This window comes from Serratia sp. TSO36, assembly GCF_057808395.1.
In genome coordinates this window covers 140,216-165,045 of sequence record NZ_JBJZOU010000023.1, presented here as the reverse complement: position 1 = coordinate 165,045, position 24,830 = coordinate 140,216, and the positions used below count along the sequence as shown (strand labels likewise).

Sequence of the window (24,830 nt, the reverse complement as noted above, 5' to 3'; positions counted from 1 at the left end):
CTGACCAACTCGCTATAAACTGCCGCCCGGATCCGTTAGAATTAGCGGTTCCAATGGCATTCCGCCATCGACGACATCAACGTAAAAGAACGAAACCATGTTTGAAATTAACCCGGTAAAAAACCGAATTCAGGACCTGTCCGAGCGGACTGCGGTTCTTAGGGGGTATCTTTGACTATGATGCCAAGAAGGAACGCCTAGAAGAAGTCAACGCCGAGCTGGAGCAGCCGGACGTTTGGAACGAGCCGGAGCGCGCGCAGGCGCTCGGCAAAGAGCGCGCCGCGCTGGAAGCCATCGTTGAAACCATCGATCAGCTGGAGCAGGGCGGCGAAGACGTCGGCGGGCTGCTGGAGCTGGCGGTGGAAGCCGACGATGAAGAGACCTTCAACGAAGCGGTCGCCGAGCTGGATCAACTGATGAGCAAGCTGGATCAGTTGGAATTCCGCCGCATGTTCTCCGGCGAATACGACAGCGCCGACTGCTACCTGGATATCCAGGCCGGCTCCGGCGGCACCGAAGCGCAGGACTGGGCCAGCATGCTGCTGCGTATGTACCTGCGCTGGGCCGAAGCCAAGGGCTTCAAGACCGAAGTGATCGAAGAGTCCGACGGCGACGTCGCGGGCCTGAAATCCGCCACCATCAAGATCATCGGCGATTACGCGTTCGGCTGGTTGCGCACTGAAACCGGCGTTCACCGCCTGGTGCGCAAGAGCCCGTTCGACTCCGGCGGCCGTCGCCACACCTCGTTCAGCTCGGTGTTCATCTACCCGGAAGTCGACGACGATATCGATATCGAAATCAACCCGGCGGATCTGCGTATCGACGTGTACCGCGCCTCCGGTGCGGGCGGTCAGCACGTCAACAAAACCGAATCCGCCGTACGTATTACTCACCTGCCAACCAACATCGTGGTGCAGTGCCAGAACGATCGTTCTCAGCATAAGAACAAGGATCAAGCGTTTAAACAGCTGCGAGCCAAGCTGTACGAGTTTGAGATGCAAAAGAAAAATGCTGATAAGCAGACGATGGAAGACAATAAGTCCGACATCGGCTGGGGCAGCCAAATCCGTTCTTACGTGCTGGATGACTCCCGCATCAAGGATTTGCGCACCAACGTCGAAACGCGTAACACGCAGGCCGTACTGGATGGCGACCTGGATAAATTCATTGAGGCAAGTTTGAAAGCCGGGTTATGAGGAATAGAAATGTCTGAACAACAAGTACAGGGCGCCGATCAGGCGCTGGATCTCAATAACGAACTGCAGTCCCGCCGCGAGAAACTGGCCGGCCTGCGCGAGAACGGCATTGCGTTCCCGAATGACTTCCGTCGCGACTCCACCTCCGACAAACTGCACGCCGCGTACGGCGATAAAGACAACGAAGAGCTGGAAGCGCTGGGCGTAGAGGTGACCGTCGCCGGCCGCATGATGACCCGTCGCATTATGGGCAAGGCATCCTTCGTCACGCTGCAGGACGTGGGCGGCCGCATTCAGCTGTACGTCGCGCGCGACGATCTGGCTGAAGGCGTGTACAACGACCAGTTCAAGAAGTGGGATCTGGGCGATATCCTCGGCGCACGCGGCAAGCTGTTCAAAACCAAGACCGGCGAACTGTCGATCCACTGCACCGAGCTGCGTCTGCTGACCAAAGCGCTGCGCCCGCTGCCGGACAAATTCCACGGCCTGGCGGATCAGGAAACCCGTTACCGCCAGCGTTACCTGGATCTGATCGCCAACGAAGAATCGCGCAACACCTTCAAGGTGCGTTCGCAGGTGATGTCGGCTATCCGCAACTTCATGGTGGAACGCGGCTTCATGGAAGTCGAAACCCCGATGATGCAGGTGATCCCGGGCGGTGCGTCCGCGCGTCCGTTCATCACGCACCACAATGCGCTGGATATCGATATGTACCTGCGCATCGCGCCGGAACTGTATCTGAAGCGTCTGGTGGTTGGTGGCTTTGAGCGCGTGTTCGAAATCAACCGTAACTTCCGTAACGAAGGCGTTTCTCCGCGTCACAACCCAGAGTTCACCATGATGGAACTCTACATGGCTTACGCGGATTACAAAGACCTGATCGAGCTGACCGAGACGCTGTTCCGCACCCTGACCGAGAAGGTGCTGGGTACCTCTCAGGTGCAGTACGGCGACGAAGTGTTCGACTTCGGCAAGCCGTTCGAAAAGCTGACCATGACCGAGGCGATCAAGAAATACCGCCCGGAAACCGATCTGGCTGACCTGGCCGACATGGGTAAAGCGGTGGCCATCGCCGAATCCATCGGCATCAAGGTTGAGAAGAGCTGGGGTCTGGGCCGCGTCGTGACCGAGATCTTCGAAGAAGTGGCGGAAAGCCATCTGATTCAGCCGACCTTCATCACCGAGTACCCGGCTGAAGTGTCGCCGCTGGCGCGCCGCAACGACGTTAACCCGGAAATCACCGACCGCTTCGAGTTCTTCATCGGCGGCCGTGAAATCGGCAACGGCTTCTCCGAGCTGAACGACGCCGAAGACCAGGCGCAGCGCTTCGCCGATCAGGTGAACGCCAAAGACGCCGGCGACGACGAAGCGATGTTCTACGACGAAGACTACGTCACCGCGCTGGAGCACGGCCTGCCGCCGACCGCCGGTCTGGGCATCGGTATCGACCGCATGGTGATGCTGTTCACCAACAGCCACACCATCCGCGACGTGATTCTGTTCCCGGCGATGCGCCCACAGAAATAATTCCGTTTAGCGTGAAACCACCGGTGCAGGCAACTGCGCCGGTTTTTTTTTGCCCACCGGACTTAACCGCTTAAAACATCGACAGTTACGCGCCATCTCCGCTTGCCCGCCGCCGATAACCGGTTATAATGCCTGTCGCACACCGATGCGGGTGTAGTTCAATGGTAGAACGGCAGCTTCCCAAGCTGCATACGAGGGTTCGATTCCCTTCACCCGCTCCAGCACTCCCTCTTGAAAACATCCTGATTCTTCGAAACGTTATCCCGAACCAATCCTTTGCTCATAAAGCGCTGTTTCTGTTGGTCCGCCATTCCAACCGCATCATCAGCACTGTGGTGAAGAAAGCGGGGCAAAAAAATGCCGCCCCTGGGGGCGGCATGTCGCTCTTTAGCGCACCAGATGCAAGAAATGCAGGTGTTTTTCGTACTGGTCGAGAATATCGTTGATCAACTGCTCCTGATTCCAGCCCATGACATCGTAGTTTTGGCCGCCTTCTTTCAGGTAGATCTCCGCGCGATAATACTTGTGCTGCTCGGCTTGCTGTTCATCGTTATCCAGCCCGGCCAGGGCGAACGTCGGCGAACTGTAGCCGCGCAGTCTGACTTCATAGATAAAGTTAAGCTCATCGCCCAAATCGACCTCGAAACGAATGCGGTCTTCCGCAGTGGCGTTGATGCTGCTGAGCGTGTTTTGTTTACTCAGCTCTTCCTGCACCAGCGTCATGGCAGGCTGGATGACCTCATCCATAAAGCGCTTAACCAGCGAGCGTTTTGGCAGATAGGCGATATTGCGCAGCCTGCGCTGCCAAGGAATGGGGTTGCGGGCGGCGGTGGGGGCGATGGTGGCCATATTTTGGCTGTCGCGCTTGGTCAGATCGCGCCGCAGCGCCTTAAGCAAGCCGTAAATGGAGACCAGCAAGATGGCCGAGAAAGGCAATGCGCTGGCGATGGTGACGGTTTGCAGCGCGCTGAGCCCCCCGGCGATCAGCAAGGCGATGGCGACGATGCCCATCAGCGACGCCCAGAAAATGCGTTGCCAGACCGGTGTGTTGCTGGAGCCGCCCGAAGCCAGCGTATCCACGACCATGGCGCCGGAATCGGCGGAGGTGACGAAAAAGACGATAACCATCGCCATGGCGATAAACGAAAGCACGCTGGAGAACGGGAAATGCTCCAGGAAGTTAAACAACGCCAGCGCCACGTCTTGTTGTACCGTAGCGGCGAGGTCTGTCGCGCCCTTTTCCATGATGAGGTAAATGGCGCTGTTGCCGAACACCGTCATCCACATGAGGGTGAAGCCGGCCGGGACGAACAGCACGCCCGTGACAAATTCGCGGATGGTTCGGCCGCGGGAAACTCGTGCGATGAACATACCGACGAAAGGCGACCAGGAGAGCCACCACCCCCAATAGAGCAGCGTCCATCCGCCTAACCAGTTGCTGGATTTCGGCTCATAGGCATACAGGTTGAACGTCTTGCTGACCAGCTCGGACAGATAGCCGCCGGTATTTTCCACAAAGGATTTCAACAGCAGAACGGTTGGCCCCAACAGCAAGACCAAGGCCAGGAGCAACAGCGCCAGGCCAAGGTTCAGCTCCGACAGAAAGCGTATGCCTTTCTCCAGCCCTGAAACCACGGAAATGGTGGCCAGCCCGGTAATCACCACGATCAATATCACCTGAACGGTTTCGTTGATCGGCACGCCAAACAGGTGGTTAAGCCCGGCGTTGACCTGCAACACGCCATAACCCAGCGAGGTCGCGACCCCGAATACGGTGCCGATGACCGCGAAGATATCGACGGCGTGGCCGATAGGGCCATAAATGCGGTCGCCGATGATCGGATAAAGCGCAGAGCGCAGGGTCAACGGCAGGCCATGCCGATAGCTGAAGAAGGCCAGAATCAACGCCACGATGGCGTAGATCGCCCAGGCGTGCAGCCCCCAGTGGAAAAAGGTCAGGCGCATGGCCTGTTTGGCCGCCTCGACGCTCTCGGGCGTGCCGACCGGCGGCGAAAGATAGTGCATAACCGGTTCTGCCACGCCGAAGAACATCAGGCCGATGCCCATCCCCGCTGAAAACAGCATGGCAAACCATGAGTGGTAGCGAAAATCGGGTTGCGCATGATCGGGGCCGAGTTTGATGTCGCCGTAGCGGGAAAGCCCCAGAAACGTCACGCTGAGCAAAATCAGCGCTACGGCCAAAATATAAAACCAGCTGGCGTTGGTGAAGATTTGTTGCTGCAGAAGTTTGAAGTTCTTGTCAGCGACGTCGGGGAAAAAGGCGGCGAACGCGACCAGAAGAAAAATGAGGACTGCAGAGGTGAAGAATACCGCTTTGTTGATATGGCTTTGCGGATTTTTTAGGGGGGTGTCTTTCTCACTCATAAATTGATTTATTCCATTTGTTTGATTATCGCCCTGAATGGAGGAGAGGTGTAACCTGTTATATCGTAGCAAAATAGTCAGGCTGTCGGTGTCGGTCAATAGGGCGGAATTACCGCTGCCTGAGTGCGGTAATTCCGAGTTATTCCGTGTTGCCGTTAGTTAAATAAAAATGCCAATAACCCCGTCACCTTATTTTTATTTTCCCATCCTTCCAATTTCATGCAGGCATTAACGTGTTCTGTTCTGCGCATTGCATTGCTGTCCGAGGGAAAGGCGCCGCCACCGGCGTTGGGGATCTCCGTGCCGTTGATCGTCATGGAGGAGAAGGCCGGTGAGCTGGTGTGCAAAGACAGGCTGACGGGATAGCGCTGTTCGGCTGCTTGCCGGCAGTGGGTTCTGGCCGCTTCGAGGGGCGTTGGGGTTGCCGTTTGCGCTTCCCATTTCTCCGGCGTGGCGCAGGAAGACATCATCAACGCGGCGGCGATAACTGCATATTTTCGCAAAGTAAAAATCCATTTCTAAAATAAAATCCTCTGTATTCTACCCCCGGCGTTGCGCGATGGGCAGCGTTGGTGAAGGCGTCTGTTGTTTGACCGATATGGCCTGCGAAATATGTGGCGCTGTGCGGCCCGCTCAATAAGGTGAGCGGGCCGATGTGGCGAGTTAACTGAGGATATCTTCGGCGATCACTTTAAACAGCGTGTCTATTTCACTCTGGGTGTTGTAGTGCATCATGCCGATGCGCAGCACGCCGCCGTCCTGTAACCCCAACTGCTGGATCAGGCCCAGCGCATAGAAATGCCCGCTGCCGGCGCAGATGTTGTGCTGCCCGAGATGACGGGCGATTGCGTCAGGCGTCTGGCCACTGAAGGTCAGGGCGAAGGTTGGCGTGCGGCGCGCGCTGTCCGCCTGTGAATGGCCGTAGAGCCGCACGCCGTCGAGTTGCTGCAGCCGTTGCAAAAAGTGACGGCACAGCGCCTCTTCATGCTGGTGGTAGGCGGCGAAACTCTCCTGCAAGCGCTGCCTTAACGGCGCGCCGGGCGTGCCCCACTGCGCCAGATAGTCGATCGCCGCCGCGACGCCGGCCAGCGCCTCGAAGCTTTGCGTGCCGGTCTCGAAACGGCCGGGGCCGACGTCGGTGGCCGGCTCGACTTTATATGGCCGCAGGCGTTGCAGCCACTGCGGCGCAAGGTAGGCCATGCCGACGTGCGGACCAAAGAACTTGTAGGCGGAGCACACCAGGAAATCACAGCCCAGCGCCTGCACGTCGATCAGGTTGTGCGGCGCATAGTGCACGGCGTCGACATACACCTGCGCGCCGACCCGATGCGCGGCTTCGACGATGGTTTTGATATCGACGATGCTGCCGGTGACGTTGGAGGCATAGCTGACCGCCACCAGGCGAGTGTTGGCGTTGATGCGTTCACACACCTTTGCGGCGTCGAGAGAACAGTCTGCGCTCTCCAGCGGTATCTGATGCACCACGGCTCCTTTGTCGGCGGCGGCCTGCTGCCAGCTGGAGACGTTGGCGTAGTGATCGAGCGCGGTGACGATGACCTCATCGCCGGCCTGCCAGTCGCGGCTGATGATGCGGCTGAGATGGAAAGTCAGCGTGGTCATGTTCATGCCGAAGACAATGTTGTCGGGTGACGGCGCATTTAACAAGGCGCGCATCGATTCTCGCGCCTGGCCCATCACCTCGCCGGTGACCCGGCTGGAGAAGTAGTGGCCACCCAGGTTGGCGTTGTATTTCCCCAGGTAGTCCGTCATTTTTTCCAGCACGCCCCGTGAAACCTGTGCGCCGCCGGGGCCGTCGAAAAAGATCGCCGGTTTGCCGTCGATTTGCTGGGACAGGGCGCTGAACTGGCGTCGGGCGAGCTCGGGCGTAAAGGTCATGCTTTCTCTCCCCGCGCGGTGAGGACGAAGAGATCCAAATGCCCTTCCTCAGTTGGGTTCACGGCGTTGATCGGCGTGGCGTTGTGCCACAGTTTGCTGTCCGCCAGCAGCACGGCCTCACCGTCCGCCAGCGCTTTTTTAAAGAAGGGATCGTGGTGGCTGTCGTCGTACAGCATGATTTCACCGCCGACGATGTTGTGCCGGTGAATGGCGATCATCGCGATATGGTCGAAACCGTCCTGGTGAATGCCTTCCGGCGCCACCTGGGTGTCTTTCTCGATGGCGACCACGCGCATCTGATGGATCTCAATCTCGGCGCCTTCCGGCAGCTCGTTGCTTTCTGCAAACAGGTTGCACATCTCCGCCATGCCGGCGCTCTGCAGCACATTGCTGTCGATAGGCTCGAAGCGGCGCACCACGTTGCCCTGGAAGTGGTTGATCTGATCGGACTGCATGAAGGTGCGTGGCCCCACTTCCGCGACGTTGGGGTTGAGGTATTTAACGACCGAATAACGGCGCAGGCGATATTTGCCGTCGGCGTGTTGCGTGTGGGGCAAGGAGGAAAACGAAGGCATCAGTTGTTGGGTGGCTTGCGGGCTTAGTACAGTCATACTTATTACGTTTTCGTGTTTCTGTAACATAATCACCTCTAATAATAATAATTTCTGATGTTGTAGGGGGTAATTCGATTGAATTGTAGACGACTCTATAACCAACGCAATTTGGCGGTGGCGAGGTGTGACGGCGGTCGTAAAGTGGGGTGAACGCGGAGAGGGAACGGTTGCATCAACGCGTTTTTCGGTGGCAATGAGAGGTAAACGTCATTCTTACAAGAGCATCCCAATCAAGCTTGGTTTACACCTGGCTAAGGAGTGGGGGCATGATAGAACACTGCCCGTCAGATGAGGGGGTAGGGATAAGAGGACAAATTATCGAATGGTGTGCACAAGACTTTCATATCTATTGGCGATTTTCTGTCAGGGCAGAGGTCTGCTTTATTATATTGAATATTTTAACTTTAATGAAAAAGAGCGGAGGTTAAAGATATTTTATCCAAGATTTTTATGCATAGGTAAACCATTGTGAAGAACAAAATATCATGCGGGTATTGATTTTTTAGATTTAAATTTCAAAGTAAAAGTCTATAACTAGAAAAGTGGAGGAAAAAAAGTGCTGAGCTATTTTTATAAATAAGTGTCTGTATTGTGAGCTTGGAATATGAATAATCTATTAGCCTCATTATCATTAGCGTGGATGCTTTCTGGCTGTGCCAGCCCTTATCCGATCCCGGTAGAAAAACCTCGGCCCGCACCGTGGCCGGTCGCGGAAGAAAAAAAACCTAAGATTGATAACATTAAAAAAATCGCTTTGGTTTATCGAGAATTATGGCAAGGGAAATACATAAGTCTTTATCGGAAAACCTATGGGTATAATGAGGTGGGTTTTTTTGGTACTCTCGTTGCTGTAATTTCTGCCGCAAGTGGTTCAGTAACGACTGCGATGTACAGTGGCGGCATTGCTGTTGGCGATAATATTTTTTCTGGTCATTATAATTATGCAGCGCAAATCTATAATTACAAGACGGCTGCGGCATCGGCTAATTACATGTATGAAGTTATCAACCTTTTAGACCAGGATGTTGCGTTAATTATTGATAATAAAAAGGCATACTATACTGATGTGGGAAATTATCTTTACCAAAATCTGGGGGATTTGGCATATGAATTGGAAAGCAGGCTGGTGGGTGTTGAAATAATCACGCCTAATCTTGATGCAATGGCGGAGGCTATTAAAAAAGAACAACAAAACAAAGCAAGGTTGTTGGGTGTCGCAACGATTCAGGAGTATAAGTTTTACAGTAAAGAAGACAAAGAGTTAGCTGTCGCTTCTGTGAAGTTGAAAATAAAACTCTGCCGAATTAATATGACCGACAAACCGTCATAATTTATTATGTATGTCTTTATGCTTGTCGGTAATATATATCATTTGGCGCCATGCTTTCACCGAGGGTAACATTATGTCAAATGTCATCACCCACTCATGGAAAAATAGCCGGACTTCTCCAGGTGAGCCGGTCATGCCAGATCCTGTTGTTATGATTAAAGATGATGGCCATATTTTAATTATTGCCGATGCAGATACGGATGCTGATGGTAGTCCTGATGCGGAGGAAATCGATCCGACAGGTCAAAAGGAAACCAGCTTAAGAAGAGGGAATGGTTGGCGAGGTGAGGGAGATTATGTCAATGCGCGAATTATTCCTTATTTTGTTATTCCAGGTAATTGGAAGAAGATCACCGGAGTCGCTGTAAATATGGGGGATATGGCTAAAATAAATTATAAAGATAGTCATATCTATGCAATCTGTGCAGACGTCGGTGGAAAAGAGTCTATCGGAGAGGCTTCCATTGCCGCAGTTGAAGCGCTTGGCGTTAACCCATGGAGTAAAAATAAGAAAAAAATAATCAGAGGGATCGGGTATGGAGTGACCTATGAGATCATTGCAGGCTCTGCAAGCTTGGGGGCAACGGTGAGTTTTGAAACGATCCAGGCATATGGTCGAGAGTTGTTCAAGGAAAATTTGCCTTTTAGTTTGCCGATGAAAATCGAAGATATCTCAGGTGTTATGTTAGGTAGTAATGGAAAGGGAACGCCGACGGTAGTTATCTCGTCGAAATCGGGAGAAAGTCATGTTAAAGAATATAGTGATACTCAGGAACTTGCTCTGATATTGCAACTGCTGCCCAAAACAAAGGTCACGATAGATGCACCGTTTGTCGCGCAACTGGCTGATGCCGTGGTGTGGGATGATCAATTTTACAGCAACGCTGAGCGATTTGTCGGGATGTTTAAAGAAGATTACCGTTCAATCCGGGAAGCGGTAGAAGACTGGTTTGTGCCGGAATACAGCCCTACCGCGACAAGCAATGCCTGCGTTGCACACCAGGTTAGTTGCCTTAAGCTCTGTGGCTTGCCTTATCCGAAACTTGGCAGCATGCAGTCTATCAATGTTGATTACTTCGTTGAATGGGCTCTAGAGCAGGGATGGCATAAGATAACCCACCGTGCGAGTCTGGCGCCGGGAGATATTTGTGTCTCCGGGCCGATTGGCCACCCCAAGGAATTTGACCACGTTTATTGCTTTGTCTCGTTTTCTACCGAGCAGGTTGGTTATGCAGTTATTTTTGATAATCAATACTTTGGCATCCATACACGTTCTCTCGACGGTATAGGTTCAAAGATAGGGGAATGGCGTTACGCAATAAGAATGCCTTAGGGAATTTTTATTGGCGTGATATCCAAAGCCGCCGCTCAAGAGAGCGGCGGCTACCGAGTTAGCTTTTTTTAAACAGATTCGCCGCCTGGAACAACGCAAAGGAGCTGACCAGCATCTCGATGCCGACGATCGCCGTCACCAGCGTGACCGACGCCGCCGGGCCTGAGCCAATCAGCATCCAGGCGATGATCAAATCGAGCACGCCGATAACGAACTGCAGCCAGTTGCCCGGCAGCCCGCGGCGCATGTAGCCCGCCGCCAGGCGCGCGATGCCGCCGAGCGCGAACAGCACGGCGAGGTACACCGCCAGCGCCAGAATGCCCGCCAGCGGGCTGGTGATGAACACATAGCCGATAATCAGGTAGGCCACACCCAGCAAAATGCCGCCGATCATCGGCCAGGTATTCTGCGCCCGGTTGGCGATCATGGCGATAATCAGCCCGGCGCCGCTCAACAGCAGCAGGATGCCGACTACGATGCTCAGCGCCGCGCCGGAAGCGAAAGGATTGACCAGGCACAGTATGCCGCCCGCCAGCAGCAGGAAGGCGATGATCAAAAGGGTGGTACGTTGCTTTTTGAGCAGTTCTTCGCTCAGGAGGGGCAGATTATTGCGGTCGAGGTTCAACATGACAGTACTCCATTTCGTCGTTGGGTAATTAATCAGTCATCCTTACCTGTTTAGCATAGACCGTCTGGGGGTTTTTGACTGACCCGGCGCAAATGTTACACTGTGCGGCTGACGCGTATCAGAACCGAAACGACGACTGGGGACAGGATTTGAGCACAGGAAGCAAACTGGCAGGGTGGCGCCGCGTGGCGGTGTGTTTGGCATTGGGGCTGCTGTTGGCCGGGTGTTCGGGCAAAAACACCTATAACCGCGACTATGACAAACTGCCGAAGGGCAGTTATTCCGGCAAAACCTATACCGTCAAACGGGGCGATACGCTGTACTACATCGCCTGGATCACCGACAGCGAAGTCAGCGAGCTGGCCAGAATCAACAAGATTCGTCCGCCTTATAGCCTCGAGGTGGGGCAGAAACTGCGGCTGAGCGGCAGCGCGCCGGCCAAAACCGCCGCTACGCGCCGTAAAAAGTCGTCTTCCGCCGCAATCGTCAAACAAACGCCGCCGCCGGGCGCTTCCCGCTGCTGGCGCTGGCCGACCAGCGGTCGGATCGTGCAGGCGTACTCCAATTCCGACGGCGGCAACAAGGGCATCGATATCGCCGGCAAGCGCGGCCAGCCGATCTACGCTTCCGCCAAGGGCAAAGTGGTGTACGTCGGCAATCAGCTGCGCGGCTACGGCAATCTGATCATGATTAAGCACGGTGAGGACTTCATTACCGCCTATGCGCACAACGACACCACGCTGGTGCGCAACGGTCAGGATGTGAAAGCGGGGCAGAAGATCGGCACCATGGGCAGCACCGGCACCGATTCGGTATTCCTGCACTTCCAGATCCGCTACCGCGCCACCGCGCTCGATCCGCAGCGTTATCTGCCGCCGCAGGGATCGTCGCCGTCCTGTTGACGTCAGTCAGGCTCCGTGAGGAGCCTGACTTTTGTTACTTCAGCGGCAGGTAAAGATCGGTCACCAGTTCATATTCCGCCACCTCGTGCACAAAGTTGTGGTAGTGGAAATAGAGCGGAAAATCGCGCGGTTCCTCGCCGCTGTTCGGCAACCACTCGCTGTAGAGATAACGAGCGCTTTCAGACAGCCCATCCAGCGAGCCGTGATGGCGCAGCACCGCGCAGCGTCCGGCCGGCAGCGTGCTGTTCACCACGCCGAAGGCGTTGTCTTCGGGGATCGGCGCAGTGACCTCGCCGCAAATGAAGAAGCGGAAGTCCTGCGCTTCGGTGGTGGCCGGATCGTGCGGTGCGATGCCGTAAGTGCGGCTGCTTCTGACCGGCGACAGGCCGCTGGTTTTGCGCCACTCGATAAAGCGTGCGGCGGTTTCGTTGACCAGCGCGGACGGGCCGCGATGTTCGATCATCGCCACCGGCGTGGCCGGGAAGTCGACAATGTCTACCTTCATGGGTTGTTTCCTTGTGTGTTTCGGCTCGGGAAAGCGCTGCTGCCAATCGATCCAGGCCGGCCGTTTGCGAAACTGGCTTGGCGTTTGGCTGAACGCCTGTTTGAAGGCGCGGCTGAAGGACTCCGGGTTTTGAAAACCGGCGTCCAGCGCGATGTCAATCACCGGCTCCAGCGGGTTATACGCCAGGCGGTACGAGGCGCGTTTGAGCCTCATCCACTGGATATAACGCCACACCGAGATGCCGCAATACGCGCTAAACTGGCGTTGAAAGTGAAAGCGCGAAAAGTGGGCCACTTCGCTCAGTTTTTCGACGGTGAGCGCCTCGTCCAGGTGGCGGTCGATATAGTCAAAGACCTGCGCAAAGCGCTTTGCATACGTCTGGGTCATGTGATTGTCTCCTCCATGCCTGAACTTTGCCCGAGCCGCCGCTGCTTCTCCTGACGGATGATGCTGAGTTGCCGCCGCAGGAAAACGGGATGGCTGCGGCGTTCGCCGCCGGCCAGGCCAAACTCATAACCCCCACGCGGCCGTGCGCCGCGATCCCGACCGAGAAGATGAATATTACATGATGGATCGTTCCCGTTTGCTGAAATTCCTGCTGCCCTACCTGTGGCCGAAAGACAACCCGCGGCTGCGCGGGTATCTGGTGGTGGCCTTCGTGTTCATGGTGGCGGCCAAAGTTAGCACCACGCTGGTGCCGCTGGCCTACAAAGCGATGGTCGATGCGCTGAGCGGCGAGACGGCGAAAATGCTGGCGGTGCCGCTGGGGCTGATCGTCGCCTATGGCGTAGCGCGGGTGGGCGGCGCGCTGTTTGAGGAACTGCGCAACGTGATGTTCATTCACGTCAGCCAGAACGCCACGCGCCTGCTGGGCGTGCGGGTGTTTCGCCAGCTGCATGCGCTGAGCCTGCGCTTCCATCTGGAGCGCCAGACTGGCGGGCTGTCGTTGTCCATCGAGCGCGGCACCCAGGCGGTGTCCACGGTGCTGTCGCGGCTGCTGTTCTCCATCCTGCCGATCCTGTTCGAGCTCTCGCTGGTCACGGCGATCATGTGGCACATGCTGAACGGCTGGTTCGCGCTGGCGATCCTGACGACGGTCGGCTGCTACATTCTGTTCACCGTGCTGGCGGTCAGCTGGCGCACCCGCTTTCGCCGCGAGCTCAACAAGGCCAACGCCGACGCCAACAGCAAATCCATCGACAGCCTGCTGAACTATGAGACCGTAAAGTACTTCGGCAATGAAGAGTTCGAGGCCGAGCGCTTCGACCTGTCGCGCCGGCTGTACGAATACGCCGCCATCAAGAACCAATTCAGTTTTACGGCGATCAACCTGGGGCAAACCGCCATTATTTCGATCGGGCTGATCGTGATGATGGCCATGGCGGCGCAGGGCATTACCCAGGGGAGGATGACGGTCGGCGACTTCGTGCTGGTCAACGCCTATCTGCTGCAGCTGTATCAGCCACTGAACTTCTTCGGCTTTATTTATTCCGAGGTGCGTCAGGCGCTGATCGACATGGAGAACATGTTCGATCTGCTGCAGGAAGAGCGTGAGATCGTCGATAGCCCGGATGCGCAGCCGCTGCGTCTCGATCGCGGCGAAGTGCGGTTCGACGCGGTCAGCTTCGGTTACGACACGCGGCGGCCGATCCTCAAGCAGGTGAGTTTTACCATTCCGGCGGGCCACACGGTGGCGGTGGTTGGCGCCTCCGGCGCGGGTAAGTCCACGCTGTCGCGCCTGCTGTTTCGTTTCTACGACGTGCAGGGCGGCGCCATTACCCTCGACGGCCAGGACATTCGCCAACTGACCCAGGCCAGCCTGCGGCAGGCGATCGGCATCGTGCCGCAGGATACGGTGCTGTTCAACGATACGCTGCGCTACAACATCGGCTACGGCAAAACCGGCTCCAGCGATGAAGAAATCGAGCGGGCGGCGCGGCTGGCGCATATCCATGATTTTATCGTCGGTTTGCCCGACGGTTACGACACCCGGGTGGGCGAGCGCGGGCTGAAGCTGTCGGGCGGTGAAAAGCAGCGGGTGGCGATCGCGCGCACCATTCTGAAAAATCCGGCCATCCTGGTGTTCGACGAGGCGACCAGCGCGCTGGATACCCAGACCGAGCGCGAAATCCAGGGGCACCTGCGCGAGGTAAGCCGCAACCATACCACGCTGGTGATCGCCCACCGGCTCTCCACCGTGGTGGACGCCGATGAAATCATCGTGCTGGAGGCGGGGGAGATCGTCGAGCGCGGGGGGCACGAGGCGCTGCTGGCGGCGAACGGCCGCTACGCCGCGATGTGGCAAACCCAGTACAGCGAAGAGCAGGAGCCACACTGACGGAGGCGGTCACGCCGCCGATGGCGCGGCCTTGAGCCGTTGTATCACGTAGTCGCAGGCGATGCGGCAGTCCTGCTTCAGGTCAGTCTCGTCGCCGGCCAGGCTGCCGCGCAGCCAGAGCCCATCGATCATCGCCGCCAGCCCGCGCGCCGCGTCGCGCGCCTGCGGCAGCGGCAGCTCGCGGCGGAACTGGCTGCAAATATTGGAATAGAGCCGCCGATCGTTGGCGCGCTGCAGGCGGCGCAGCACCGGCTGATGCATGCTGGCGGCCCAGAAGTCGAGCCAGGCGCGCATGGACACGGCATTGGTTTGGCTGGGGTGGAAGTTGCCCTGGATAATGGCGAACAGCTGTGACTGGCTGTCGCTTGCCGCCTGCGCGCGGCACTCGGCCACTGCATCGCGCAGGTCGCGCAGGATTTTGCGCATGGTGGCGCTCAGCAGCCCCTCTTTATCGCCAAAATAGTGGCTGACGATGCCGGTCGACAGCCCGGCTTCTTTCGCCACCTGAGACAGGGTGACGCCGGCCAGCCCGACGACGTTAATGGTCTCGAAGGCGGCGTTAATCAACTGCTCCTTACGCTGTTCCGGAATGTCTCTTCGGTACATATTTTCCTCAACTGATAGGCCAATCACACTTTGGATTTGATTGATTGAACGGTCAATCAATACTCTATATGCTGCGAAAATGTCAAATAAATGGCGATAATATGTTAACTAAAAGTTGCATTGAAATCGTCTGTCTTTCGCATCATGGAAGCCTGCCAATGACAACAAAAACTCCCCCATCGCTTGACGAAGAACCTGTCAGATTGAATGTTCCGGTATTTTTCGGCTCGGCGGCGGTGATCCTGCTGCTGGGAACGCTGGTCGTTCTGTTCCCCTCCGCCAGCAAACTGTGGCTGAACGCCGCGCAAAGCTGGGTCGCCGACGTATTCGGCTGGTACTACATGTTATTGATGGTCGCCTGCATGGCATTCGTGTTCTGGCTGGCGCTGTCGCGCTTCGGCCATATTCGCCTCAGCCAGGATGACGAGCCGCCGCAGTTCAGCTATCCCTCGTGGGTGGCGATGCTGTTCTCGTCTGGCATCGGCATTGCGCTGGTGTACTACGGCGCCTATGAGCCGCTGGATCACTTCCTGTCGCCACCGGAAGGCAGCGGCGGCACCGTGCAGGCGGCGCGACAGGCGATGGCACTGACCTTTTTGCACTGGGGGCTGCACGGCTGGGCGCTGTATGCGCTGATCGCCACCGCGCTGGCCTATTTCGCCTATTGCCGCGGCCTGCCGCTGGCGCTGCGTTCTGCGCTATACCCGATCTTCGGCGAGCGCACCCACGGTTGTGTCGGTCATCTGGTGGACAGCTTCGGCATTCTGGTGACGGTGATTTCGATGGTGACCAACCTGGGGATCGGCGCGCTGCTGGTGAACTCCGGGCTGTTTTATCTGTTCGACATCCCGCAAAGCACCGGCGTGCTGCTGGCGCTGATCGTGGTGATGATGGTGGTGGCCACGCTGGCGGCGGTCACCGGCGTCGAGAAGGGCATCGCCATGCTGTCGAACATCAACGTCGGCTTCCTGTGCCTGCTGCTGCTGTTCGTGTTTTTGGCCGGGCCGACGCTGAACCTGCTGAACGGCATGTTGCAGAACCTCGGCGATTATCTCACCTCGCTGGTCAGCCGCAGCTTCGATATGTATCTGTACGGCAAGGCGCGCCAGTGGCAGGGCGCCTGGACGCTGTTCTACTGGGCCTGGTGGGTGGCGTGGGCGCCGTTCGTTGGGCTGTTCATCGCGCGCATTTCCAAAGGGCGCACCATTCGCGAACTGATTTTCGGCGTGCTGCTGATCCCGCTGGGCTTCACGCTGGCGTGGCTGTCGATCTTCGGCAATACCGCCATCAGCCTGGTGCTGGAAGGCGGGCAGGCGATCCTGGGGCAGGTGGCGCAAAGCGATCCGCCGATGGCGGTGTTCAAGCTGTTCGAATACCTGCCCTATACCCAGCTGACCGCCGGCTTTGTGGTGGTGATCAGTTTCGTGTTGTTCCTGACACCGGTCGATTCCGGCACGTTGATGATAGCGAACCTTTCCTGCCAGGGCGGTTCCGCCCATGATGACGCGCCGGCCTGGCTGCGGGTATTCTGGGCAGCGGTCACCACGTTGGTATGCGCCGGCTTGCTGTACGCCGGCAGTTTCAGCGCGATGCAGACCGCGGTGGTACTGTGCGGCCTGCCGTTCTCGGCGGTGATCGTGCTGTACATGGTCAGCCTGCGCAAGGATCTGTGCCGTTACGTCATGAAGCCGGTGCTGCCCTGAGGCGGTTTATTCGCCCGCGCGCGGCCGGTGATGCACGTACTCGACAATCGTGCCGTCCGGCAGGCGCGCATTGAAACAGGCGCCGGTGGGCACCTCCACCGGGCCGAAGAAAATCTCGGCGCCGGCGGCCAGCAGCCGCTGGTGGTAGGGATAAATGTCATCGACCAGCAGCGTGCCGACGGTGCTGCGGAAAGGGCGCAACTGCTCTTCCGCCCCTTCCAGGATCAGAAACGGCCCCACCGCCGCCAATACCAGCCGATGTTCGGGAAAATCGAAGCGCATGTCCGCCGTTACGCCGTGCAACTGCTCGTAAAAGGCGATGGCGCGGTCGATTTCGCCTTCGCCAACGTAGACCCGAATCAGCACGCGCGGCTCACGCAGCGATGAAGAGTCGGCGGTTTTGCGCCAGAAACCGGCTTTTGTCAATGCTGTCGTCATATTCATCTCCTTGCTCGTTGCCTGCCGCTTATCATGCCGTTGTTTTTCCATCCGGGGTTGGATCGAGTTGGCATAAGCTAGCCGCGCCGGTAATAACCCGCTACCAGGGCGTTAAGGGGCGGTCTGTTTGTGATTCCTGTCACGGCCTGCGCTTTTATTATTATTCAGCATTGATAATGTCATAGCGTGATTATTGATTAACACAATAGAGTTAATCGTTCGCGCCATAACCGCGATAAAGCAAATAGATTCAGATAATAAAGAGGGTAAGATAATACGGCTGATGAAAAGGGAAATGTCGTCCATTTATAAGAAGGAATTAAGTTTTATTTATTAACCTGTTTATAAATCAGCGCGTTTTGGCTTTTTCGATAAAAGTAAAAAGTGCCGCTTAATTTTATTTAAATCAGTAAAAACAGAATATTGATTTATTTTCATGTCATTCGCGTTCTGTGAAAAATACCTGAATTGCCTCTCCGCCGCCGTTTTCAACGGCCGTTTGACATGCCCGTAGCTTGAGATAAGTTTATATCATTAATATGTTAATGAGTTGTTATCGTGACCGATGGCCAATATCTCTCTTGGCCGAGCGCTTAACCGACTTATGCCATGGCCGCTCGCCATTTATAAGTTAACTTATGGACCAATGACGCTATGAATAATTCGCCAGGACAGCGCTCGCGATTGAGCGAAGAGAATCGATTGCTGATCATTTTGTTTTTCGTTTTCGGCTGCGTGTTCGTCGATCGTCTGACCATCTCTTTTCTGTTTCCGATGATTGCCGCCGATTTGAAGCTGAGCAACGTGCATCTTGGCACGCTGTCGGCGGTGCTGGCATTGACCTGGGCGCTATCTGGCGCGGGGCTGGGGGCGATTGCCGATCGCTTTAATATCCGCAAACCGATGCTGATCCTGTCGATCCTGGTGTTTTCACTGTTCTCCGCGCTGTCGGGGCTGGTCAGCGGCTTTGCCATGTTATTGATCTTCCGCGCGCTGATGGGGATCGCCGAAGGGCCGGTGCTGCCGATCGCGCAATCGCTGATGGTGGAAAAATCGCAGCCGCAGCGCCGTGGCTTCAATATGGGGCTGATCCAGGGGGCGGCGCCGGGATTGTTGGGCGGTATTATCGCGCCGCCGCTGATCATCTATCTGGCACAGAAGTGGGGCTGGAGCATGGCGTTCCACCTGACCGCCGTGCCGGGCATCATTCTGGCGTGGCTGATCTATCGCTATGTGAACGGCAAGAAGGATCCCGCTTTCAGCGCTGCGCCGGCGACCGGCAAGGCGGCGAACAAAGGCGCTTACGACGAGCTGTTTAAAATCAAGAACGTAGCGCTGTGCATTCTGATCTCCTGCGTGTTCGTCACCTGGTTCATGATCATCATTACCTTCACCCCAACTTTTTGGTGACCGACCGTGGCTTCGGTGAAGGCACGATGGGCGGCATCATGAGCGCCATCGGCGCCGCCTGGGTATTCTGGGGCGTGGCGGTGCCGTCGATTTCCGATCGCCTCGGCCGCAAGCCGACGCTGATCTTCTTTTCGCTGCTGGCGGTATGCTGCCCACTCTTTCTGAGCTACGTCGATAACCCGTGGCTGCTGGGCATACTGGTGTTCCTGTCTTATACCGGCCTTGGCTGCTTCACGCTGTTTATGGCCACCATCCCGTCTGAAACGGTGTCGCCGGCCCGCATCGCGACCGCGCTGGGGCTGGTGATGGGGATTGGCGAGGTGATTGGCGGCTGTCTGGCGCCGTTTATCGCCGGGCTGATCGCCGATCGCTACGGGCTGGTCAGCGTGATGTGGCTGGCGGCCGCCGGCGCCGTGTGTGCCGGCGTACTGAGTTGTTTTCTCGATGAAACCGCCCCCGCGGTGGTGAGCCGCAGAGCGGTGAAACCGGCGGGCGTCGCCGACGTTTGAGGCGGTTTTCATCCCATTCAATCAAGGAGAGCGAAGATGTCAGCAGAACAATCCGTACTGAATCAAAATGCCGAGCTGGACTGGAAGAATTACGACGATTTCGCGCGCGGTATCGATACTAACCGCCTGCCGGGCACCCAGGACTGGCGGGGCAAAACGCTGCAGATCGCCTTTGACAACGACGGGGAAATCACGCTGCGCTTCAGCGCCGATCGGCAGCGGGTGCTGTGGGCCTGGGGCGGGGAGAGCGGCGAGGACGCTTACGAAGAGGTGCAAACCTCCGCCGCGCGCTATTTCTTCAATATTCCGCTGCAGTCGCCGGGCAACGAGTGCCTGACGCTGGTACTCAATCGTGACAGCGGCCGGGCGCTGCTGGTGCGCAGCACGCTGTTGCCGGAACAGGCGGTGGAAAAGGGATCCCGCCTCAAGCAAAGCTTCCACGTCGGCCGGATTGTCGGCGCCACGCCGGGTGGCGTCGCGCCGCATCTGACCCGCGAGCTTATCGGCTATCGCACGCTGAACGTCTACAGCCCCAACCACTATTACGAACATTTCTATGTCAACACCGAGCGCTACGCCTGGCAAAATCTGCGCGGCGAACAATTCGGTCACGGCGACATGGACTACGCCACCTACTACAAGTTTGAGGACGAGATGTTCCTGTTCACCTTCCGGGAAAAGATCATCCCGGTGTGCTCGGTGTTCTTCTTCGACTTTATTTCCGGGCGCTGCACCGGCACCTTCCTCGGGCTGGACGCCGCCGGCCGGGTGTTGGTGTCACCGGCTGGGGCCTTCATCAGCAAGATGAGCTATAACGCCTACCCGGAAGGCGTGCAGCCGCTTTGATTCAGGCGTTTCTGACCAGCGATCCGGCGTTGATTTCCGCAATGGTTTTCGCGCCGGTGAGCGTCATGGCGACGCGCATTTCCTTGTCGATCAGATCCAGCAAGTTAGCCACCCCGGCTTCACCGGCCGCCGCCAGCGCATAGACGAAGGCGCGCCCCAGCAGCACGCTGTCGGCGCCCAGCGCGATCATGCGCACTACGTCCAGGCCGCTGCGGATGCCGGAGTCGGCCAGCAGGGTAATGTCGCCTTTCACCGCGTCGGCGATCGCCGGCATGGCGCGCGCGGTCGACAGCACGCCGTCCAGCTGGCGGCCGCCGTGGTTGGAGACGATGATGCCGTCGGCGCCGAAGCGCACCGCGTCTTTGGCGTCTTCCGGATCGAGAATGCCTTTGATGATCATCGGGCCGTCCCAGAATTCACGGATCCACTCCAGATCTTTCCAGGAAATCGACGGATCGAAGTTGGCGCCCAGCCAGCCGATGTAGTCTTCCAGGCTGGTCGGTTTGCCGCGGTAGGCCGAGACGTTGCCCAGATCGTGCGGCTTGCCGAGCAGGCCGACATCCCAGGCCCACTGCGGATGCGCAAACGCCTGCAGTACGCGGCGCAGGGCGGCATTAGGGCCGCTCATCCCCGAGTGGGCGTCGCGATAACGGGCGCCGGGCACCGGCATGTCGACGGTGAACACCAGCGTTTTCACGCCGGCGGCCTTGGCGCGCTCCAGCGCATTGCGCATAAAGCCGCGATCTTTCAGCACGTAGAGCTGGAACCACATCGGCCGATCGATCGCCGGCGCCACCTCTTCGATCGGGCAGACCGACACGGTGGACAGCGTGAACGGAATGCCTTTTTTAGCCGCGGCGCGCGCGGCCTGTACTTCGCCGCGGCGGGCGTACATGCCGGTCAGCCCCACCGGCCCCAGCGCCACCGGCATCGCCAGCTGCTCGCCGAACAGCGTGGTCTGCAGGCTGAGTTCGGACATATTGCGCAGCACGCGCTGGCGCAGGGCAATATCGGCCAGATCCGCGGTATTGCGCTTCAGCGTATGCTCCGCGTAGGCCCCGCCGTCGATGTAGTGAAACAGAAACGGCGGCAGTTTGGCCTGGGCGGCGGCCCGGTAGTCGGTTGACGCGGAGATGATCATAGTGTTTACCTTCTTGTCTTGCTTGCGATAACGAGTGGTCAGTCAGAGCGTGAGGATCGCCGCCATACCGGCTGCAATCCCGCCGTACGCCAGCATCGGCAGTACGGTCTTTCTGATGATTTTGCCTTCGGCGTTACCGATCCCGAGGATCGAACAGACCGCGATAATGTTGTTCAGGCACACCATGTTGCCCATGGCGCCGCCGACGGACTGCAAGGCCAGCGTCAGGTTGACGTCAAGGCCGCTGCTCTGGGCGATCGATTGCTGAATGCCGCCGAACGTCAGGTTCGAAACGGTATTGGAACCGGAGAAGAACGATCCCAGCGCGCCGAGGAACGAAGAGAACAGCAGCCAGCTCTCGCCGGTCAGCGCCGCCAGCGCTTTACCGATCAGGATCACCGGCGCGTTGTCGCCGCCCTGCATCATCAGGTTGACCATCACCAGCGCGCCGAACAGGGCGATAAAGGGCCGCGCGATGCGCCCGCCGGTTTCGCTGAACATTTGCCGCACCTGGCCGCCATTCAGACGGAACAGCGGAATGCACAGCAGCACCACCAGCAGGAACGGGATCAGCGCCGGGACATACAGCGTTTTGTAGCCGGCGGCGGCGGAGGTGCCCAGCACCTGCTGCAGTTCGACGATCAGCGCCCGGCTGATGCGCAGCTCCCCGAGCCAGCCGAGGTTTTCCTGCCACAGCAGCGCGGTGTTGTTGAGCAAGGCTTTAAGGCCCAGCTGGTGGACGCGCGTCACTATCAGGATAGCAATCAGCAGCAGGGTCGGGGTCATGGCCTTGACCACCTGCATGAACGGCACCGCCTGCCCGGCGCTCTGCGGTTTGTCGCTGCGGGCGAGGCCGATGCCACCGCGCGCCAGCAGCACCGACAGCGCCAGGCCGATGGCGCCGCCGACCAGCGCCGGAAACTCATAGTTCACCTGGGCCAGCAGCAGATAGGGCAGGGTGCAGCTCAGCACGCTGAGCAGGATAAACGGCAGGTTGCGGCGGATATCCTGCCAGGAAACGATAAAGCGCAGCGCCAGCAGAGGAATGACGAAGCCGGCGACAAAATGGATCAGCGCGGTCTGCCGGCCGATCTCCAGCAGGCTGGCGTCCGACAGGCCGAGGTTGGCAAAGCCGAACCAGGTGGGGGTGCCCACGGCGCCGAAGGAGACCGGCACCGAGTTCATCACCAGCGTCAGCAGGGCGACGCGCAGCGGGTTGAAGCCCAGCCCGACCAGAATCGGCGCGGCGATGGCGGCCGGGGTGCCGAAGCCGCTGGCGCCCTCAATCATAAAGGCGAACGCCCAGCCGATAATCATCAGCTGGGCCACGGGATTGGGGCTGATGGTTTCCAGCCAGCGGCGCACTACGTTCTCCGCGCCGCTTACCTGCATCAGTTTGTTGAGCAGGATGGCGCCGGCGATGATGGTGATCGGCGTCAGCGTCGATACCAGCGCGGTGATGATATTGGCATGCAGCAGCCGCAGCGAGGCATCGAACCACAGGAGCTGTACGGCGTAGACCACGGCGGCCGTCAGCGGCAGGGCGAGATAAGAGGGCACGCCATTCCTTTTGGTCATCATCCAAATCAGCAGGACGATGGGCGCAATACTGAAAAACAGGGGCATAAGATCCTCAGGGTTATTATTTTTATGGGCAGAGATATGTAGCTGAAAGGTTAATTAGCGCAACATTTTCATTCTAATCGCAACGTCGACGACGATGCCATGCGGTATTTTTTTAACATCGGCGAACGGCGCCGGCGGTGGGAAATTGGCCGGTAGAAGGGGATGAATTAACTGCTTAAAAATCATGTTGATAGAAAGTATTATTGTGTGATGAATGCGCAGGCTCACATTAATTAAGCGGTAATGTTCAATAGATTATGTCCAAAAATGCCGTAATCTCCGCGGCCTTTTGCGGCCGCGGGGAAATAATCAGCGAGGAAAATTCAAAAATAGTGGCTGATATTTTGGTAGGAACCGATGATATGCTCGATCAGCAGACGGGTTTTTAACGGCAGATTGCGGGTGTAAGGATAGACGGCATAAATGCCCAATACCTTGCCGCAGTGGCCGGCCAGGATCTCCGTCAGTTTGCCGTCCTGCAAATCTTCATACACCATGCAGCGTGGCACCATGGCGATGCCGTGGCCGCCGATCACCGCTTTGCGGATCGCCCGCGCATTGTTGGCCGACAGGTTGCCGTTCACCTGCAGCTCGTAGATGTCGTTGCGCCCCGGCCGCTTCATCAGCCAGTTGGCGGTGCCGCTCTCCTGATAGGTGTAGGTCAGGCAGTTGTGGCCGAGCAGGTCTTCGGCGCAACGCGGTTCCGGGTGGCTTTCCAAATACCCCGGCGAGCAGACGATCACCCAGCGGGAATCGAAGATCGGCCGGGCAATCAGGCTTGAATCCGGCATGGTGCCGGTGCGGATCGCCAGATCGATGCCTTCTTCCACCAGATCGGCAAAGCGGTTTTCCAGCCGCATCTCGACTTTCAGGCTGGGATGCAGAGCGCAAAATTCCGCCACGCTCTCGCTCAGCAGCAGCTCGCCCGAAATGGTCGGCACCGACATGCGAATGGTGCCGGTCAACTCTTCGCTCTTTTCGCTGACGGCGTACAGTGCTTCCTGCACTTTGGCGCCAATCTCTTTGGCCTGCTGGTAGAGCGCCTGGCCGCTTTCGGTCAGCGTCAGGCTGCGCGTGGTGCGGTACAGCAGACGGGCGCCCAGCGATTTTTCCAGCCGCCCGATGCGTTTACTGACCACCGAGCTGGTGATGCCGGCGCTCTCCGCGGCCTTGCTGAACGAGCCGCAGTCGACGATCAGGGCGAACAGAATCAGGTCGTTGGCGTATTCGTGGGTGGCGAGCATGGGCATCCTGTAGAGTGAGAGTCCTTTTGTCCCAGTGTAAATCCGGCGCGCCAGGAAGCAATCTTTTCAGCGTGTCGCACGTCGTCACCAACTGGTCGGATCTGAATTTTTCTTATTTGTTTTTTCATTTTACTGAGAATTATCCTTTTTTATTTTTCTTGCTGTAACCGGTTTTAGTCTACTTTTCTTGTTTTTAGTCTTATTTAAATTGGAATAGTCCTGTAATCGAGCGTTACTTATTCGATTAACTTTAACTTGCAGTGTAAATAATTGTATTGATCTGCTCGTTTGGGATGGCTATGCTTTTTCCCGAAGCGCTCTCATTGTTATTGGTTAAATAGTTTTGAAACGTATTGAAGGATTGCTCTGTCTGCCGACAGGGTAATGGGTAGTGTGTTTATGTTTTAATATAAATAAGGATATTGTAATGAAGAAAATCAATCTGTCAGAAGCGGAAAACATCGTCGGCGGTACTTTTGTTTGTACCAAGGAATTTGCCTGGGTGGGCAGCGGCAACAACCGCACCTGCCAGCTGGTGAAAACCTGTGCGAACAAATTCGGTGGCGTACAGAAGTCTTATTACCCGGCGCCGGTAGCAAGCTGCCCGTCTAACCCAACCACGCCAAGCTGATGCGGGTTGACCCCCTGCATTT

The 24,830-nt window shown here is 57.2% G+C and carries 22 protein-coding genes and 1 tRNA gene; 12 read left to right on the top strand and 11 right to left on the bottom strand.

What is annotated here, in order from left to right:
* Positions 1 to 97: 97 nt before the first annotated feature.
* The 3 genes from prfB to ACK3CV_RS20545 all read left to right on the top strand — a co-directional run bounded on the left by prfB (position 98) and on the right by ACK3CV_RS20545 (position 2,944).
* A protein-coding gene (gene prfB / locus ACK3CV_RS20555) for a peptide chain release factor 2 (RefSeq protein ID WP_096242572.1) occupies positions 98 to 1,196 on the top strand; the annotation gives its coding sequence in 2 pieces (ribosomal slippage) (positions 98 to 172 and positions 174 to 1,196; 1,098 coding nt in all).
* Positions 1,197 to 1,205: 9 nt separating this feature from the next.
* The gene (gene lysS / locus ACK3CV_RS20550; RefSeq protein WP_033649459.1) at positions 1,206 to 2,723 is read left to right on the top strand and encodes a lysine--tRNA ligase; all 1,518 of its coding nucleotides are present in this window, start codon (positions 1,206 to 1,208) and stop codon (positions 2,721 to 2,723) included.
* 147 nt (positions 2,724 to 2,870) lie between these two features.
* A tRNA-Gly gene (locus ACK3CV_RS20545) sits at positions 2,871 to 2,944 on the top strand.
* A 166-nt stretch (positions 2,945 to 3,110) separates the two neighbouring features.
* Here ACK3CV_RS20545 and ACK3CV_RS20540 read toward each other — a convergent pair.
* The 4 genes from ACK3CV_RS20540 to ACK3CV_RS20525 all read right to left on the bottom strand — a co-directional run bounded on the left by ACK3CV_RS20540 (position 3,111) and on the right by ACK3CV_RS20525 (position 7,615).
* Positions 3,111 to 5,108, bottom strand: coding sequence for a BCCT family transporter (locus ACK3CV_RS20540; protein WP_033635821.1), 1,998 nt, complete (start codon positions 5,106 to 5,108; stop codon positions 3,111 to 3,113).
* A 155-nt stretch (positions 5,109 to 5,263) separates the two neighbouring features.
* Positions 5,264 to 5,611 (bottom strand): hypothetical protein, encoded by a 348-nt coding sequence (locus tag ACK3CV_RS20535; RefSeq protein ID WP_489009897.1) that lies wholly within the window; start codon positions 5,609 to 5,611, stop codon positions 5,264 to 5,266.
* A gap of 160 nt (positions 5,612 to 5,771) precedes the next feature.
* The gene (locus tag ACK3CV_RS20530) at positions 5,772 to 7,004 is read right to left on the bottom strand and encodes a cysteine desulfurase-like protein (RefSeq protein ID WP_164039821.1); all 1,233 of its coding nucleotides are present in this window, start codon (positions 7,002 to 7,004) and stop codon (positions 5,772 to 5,774) included.
* The gene (locus tag ACK3CV_RS20525; RefSeq protein WP_230203789.1) at positions 7,001 to 7,615 is read right to left on the bottom strand and encodes a 2OG-Fe dioxygenase family protein; all 615 of its coding nucleotides are present in this window, start codon (positions 7,613 to 7,615) and stop codon (positions 7,001 to 7,003) included. Before ACK3CV_RS20525 ends, ACK3CV_RS20530 begins: the two co-directional genes overlap by 4 nt.
* Positions 7,616 to 8,222: 607 nt before the next feature.
* Here ACK3CV_RS20525 and ACK3CV_RS20520 point away from each other — a divergent pair.
* Together ACK3CV_RS20520 and ACK3CV_RS20515 are read left to right on the top strand one after the other, a co-directional pair.
* Positions 8,223 to 8,948, top strand: a complete 726-nt coding sequence (locus ACK3CV_RS20520; RefSeq protein WP_489009896.1) for a hypothetical protein — start codon at positions 8,223 to 8,225, stop codon at positions 8,946 to 8,948.
* Positions 8,949 to 9,021: 73 nt separating this feature from the next.
* Complete coding sequence (locus ACK3CV_RS20515) at positions 9,022 to 10,281, top strand: glycoside hydrolase family 75 protein (protein WP_164039824.1); 1,260 nt, start codon at positions 9,022 to 9,024, stop codon at positions 10,279 to 10,281.
* Between the two features lie 58 nt (positions 10,282 to 10,339).
* Here ACK3CV_RS20515 and ACK3CV_RS20510 read toward each other — a convergent pair whose 3' ends face one another.
* Positions 10,340 to 10,909 (bottom strand): HdeD family acid-resistance protein, encoded by a 570-nt coding sequence (locus tag ACK3CV_RS20510; RefSeq protein ID WP_033649463.1) that lies wholly within the window; start codon positions 10,907 to 10,909, stop codon positions 10,340 to 10,342.
* A 149-nt stretch (positions 10,910 to 11,058) separates the two neighbouring features.
* Here ACK3CV_RS20510 and actS point away from each other — a divergent pair, with 149 nt between their 5' ends.
* Positions 11,059 to 11,811 carry an amidase activator ActS gene (actS, locus tag ACK3CV_RS20505; protein WP_033635813.1) on the top strand — a complete coding sequence of 251 codons (753 nt, stop codon included), beginning with the start codon at positions 11,059 to 11,061 and terminating at the stop codon, positions 11,809 to 11,811.
* 34 nt (positions 11,812 to 11,845) lie between these two features.
* Here actS and ACK3CV_RS20500 read toward each other — a convergent pair whose 3' ends face one another.
* Positions 11,846 to 12,703 carry an AraC family transcriptional regulator gene (locus ACK3CV_RS20500; RefSeq protein ID WP_033635812.1) on the bottom strand — a complete coding sequence of 286 codons (858 nt, stop codon included), beginning with the start codon at positions 12,701 to 12,703 and terminating at the stop codon, positions 11,846 to 11,848.
* A 181-nt stretch (positions 12,704 to 12,884) separates the two neighbouring features.
* Between ACK3CV_RS20500 and ACK3CV_RS20495 the strand changes: the two genes are divergently transcribed.
* The gene (locus ACK3CV_RS20495) at positions 12,885 to 14,654 is read left to right on the top strand and encodes an ABCB family ABC transporter ATP-binding protein/permease (protein WP_164039874.1); all 1,770 of its coding nucleotides are present in this window, start codon (positions 12,885 to 12,887) and stop codon (positions 14,652 to 14,654) included.
* Positions 14,655 to 14,663: 9 nt separating this feature from the next.
* Here ACK3CV_RS20495 and betI read toward each other — a convergent pair whose 3' ends face one another.
* Entirely contained in the window at positions 14,664 to 15,260 is a 597-nt protein-coding gene (gene betI / locus ACK3CV_RS20490) for a transcriptional regulator BetI (RefSeq protein ID WP_033649464.1), read from the bottom strand.
* A gap of 158 nt (positions 15,261 to 15,418) precedes the next feature.
* Between betI and ACK3CV_RS20485 the strand changes: the two genes are divergently transcribed.
* A complete protein-coding gene (locus tag ACK3CV_RS20485; protein ID WP_164039825.1) occupies positions 15,419 to 16,963 on the top strand; it encodes a BCCT family transporter in 1,545 nt (514 codons plus the stop codon).
* Positions 16,964 to 16,969: 6 nt separating this feature from the next.
* Here the strand turns inward: ACK3CV_RS20485 and ACK3CV_RS20480 are convergent, their stop codons facing one another.
* Entirely contained in the window at positions 16,970 to 17,401 is a 432-nt protein-coding gene (locus tag ACK3CV_RS20480; protein WP_033649466.1) for a VOC family protein, read from the bottom strand.
* 654 nt (positions 17,402 to 18,055) lie between these two features.
* Here ACK3CV_RS20480 and ACK3CV_RS20475 point away from each other — a divergent pair.
* The 3 genes from ACK3CV_RS20475 to ACK3CV_RS20465 are packed head-to-tail and all read left to right on the top strand — an operon-like array spanning position 18,056 to position 20,166.
* Positions 18,056 to 18,811, top strand: a complete 756-nt coding sequence (locus ACK3CV_RS20475; protein WP_489009895.1) for an MFS transporter — start codon at positions 18,056 to 18,058, stop codon at positions 18,809 to 18,811.
* A complete protein-coding gene (locus tag ACK3CV_RS20470; protein WP_489009894.1) occupies positions 18,808 to 19,320 on the top strand; it encodes an MFS transporter in 513 nt (170 codons plus the stop codon). The genes ACK3CV_RS20475 and ACK3CV_RS20470 overlap by 4 nt, the downstream gene beginning before the upstream one ends.
* A gap of 36 nt (positions 19,321 to 19,356) precedes the next feature.
* Positions 19,357 to 20,166, top strand: a complete 810-nt coding sequence (locus ACK3CV_RS20465) for a MoaF C-terminal domain-containing protein (protein ID WP_164039829.1) — start codon at positions 19,357 to 19,359, stop codon at positions 20,164 to 20,166.
* A gap of 1 nt (position 20,167) precedes the next feature.
* Here ACK3CV_RS20465 and lldD read toward each other — a convergent pair whose 3' ends face one another.
* From lldD to ACK3CV_RS20450, 3 genes are all read right to left on the bottom strand, one after another.
* Positions 20,168 to 21,307 carry an FMN-dependent L-lactate dehydrogenase LldD gene (gene lldD / locus ACK3CV_RS20460; RefSeq protein ID WP_033649469.1) on the bottom strand — a complete coding sequence of 380 codons (1,140 nt, stop codon included), beginning with the start codon at positions 21,305 to 21,307 and terminating at the stop codon, positions 20,168 to 20,170.
* 42 nt (positions 21,308 to 21,349) lie between these two features.
* Positions 21,350 to 22,933 (bottom strand): L-lactate permease, encoded by a 1,584-nt coding sequence (locus tag ACK3CV_RS20455; protein WP_060424027.1) that lies wholly within the window; start codon positions 22,931 to 22,933, stop codon positions 21,350 to 21,352.
* A gap of 323 nt (positions 22,934 to 23,256) precedes the next feature.
* On the bottom strand, positions 23,257 to 24,177 hold the full coding sequence (locus ACK3CV_RS20450) for a LysR family transcriptional regulator (RefSeq protein ID WP_033654085.1): 921 nt from the start codon (positions 24,175 to 24,177) through the stop codon (positions 23,257 to 23,259).
* Positions 24,178 to 24,604: 427 nt separating this feature from the next.
* On the opposite strand from ACK3CV_RS20450, the gene ACK3CV_RS20445 reads away from it, so the two are divergent.
* Positions 24,605 to 24,808 (top strand): DUF4762 family protein, encoded by a 204-nt coding sequence (locus ACK3CV_RS20445; RefSeq protein WP_033635804.1) that lies wholly within the window; start codon positions 24,605 to 24,607, stop codon positions 24,806 to 24,808.
* Positions 24,809 to 24,830: the final 22 nt, after the last annotated feature.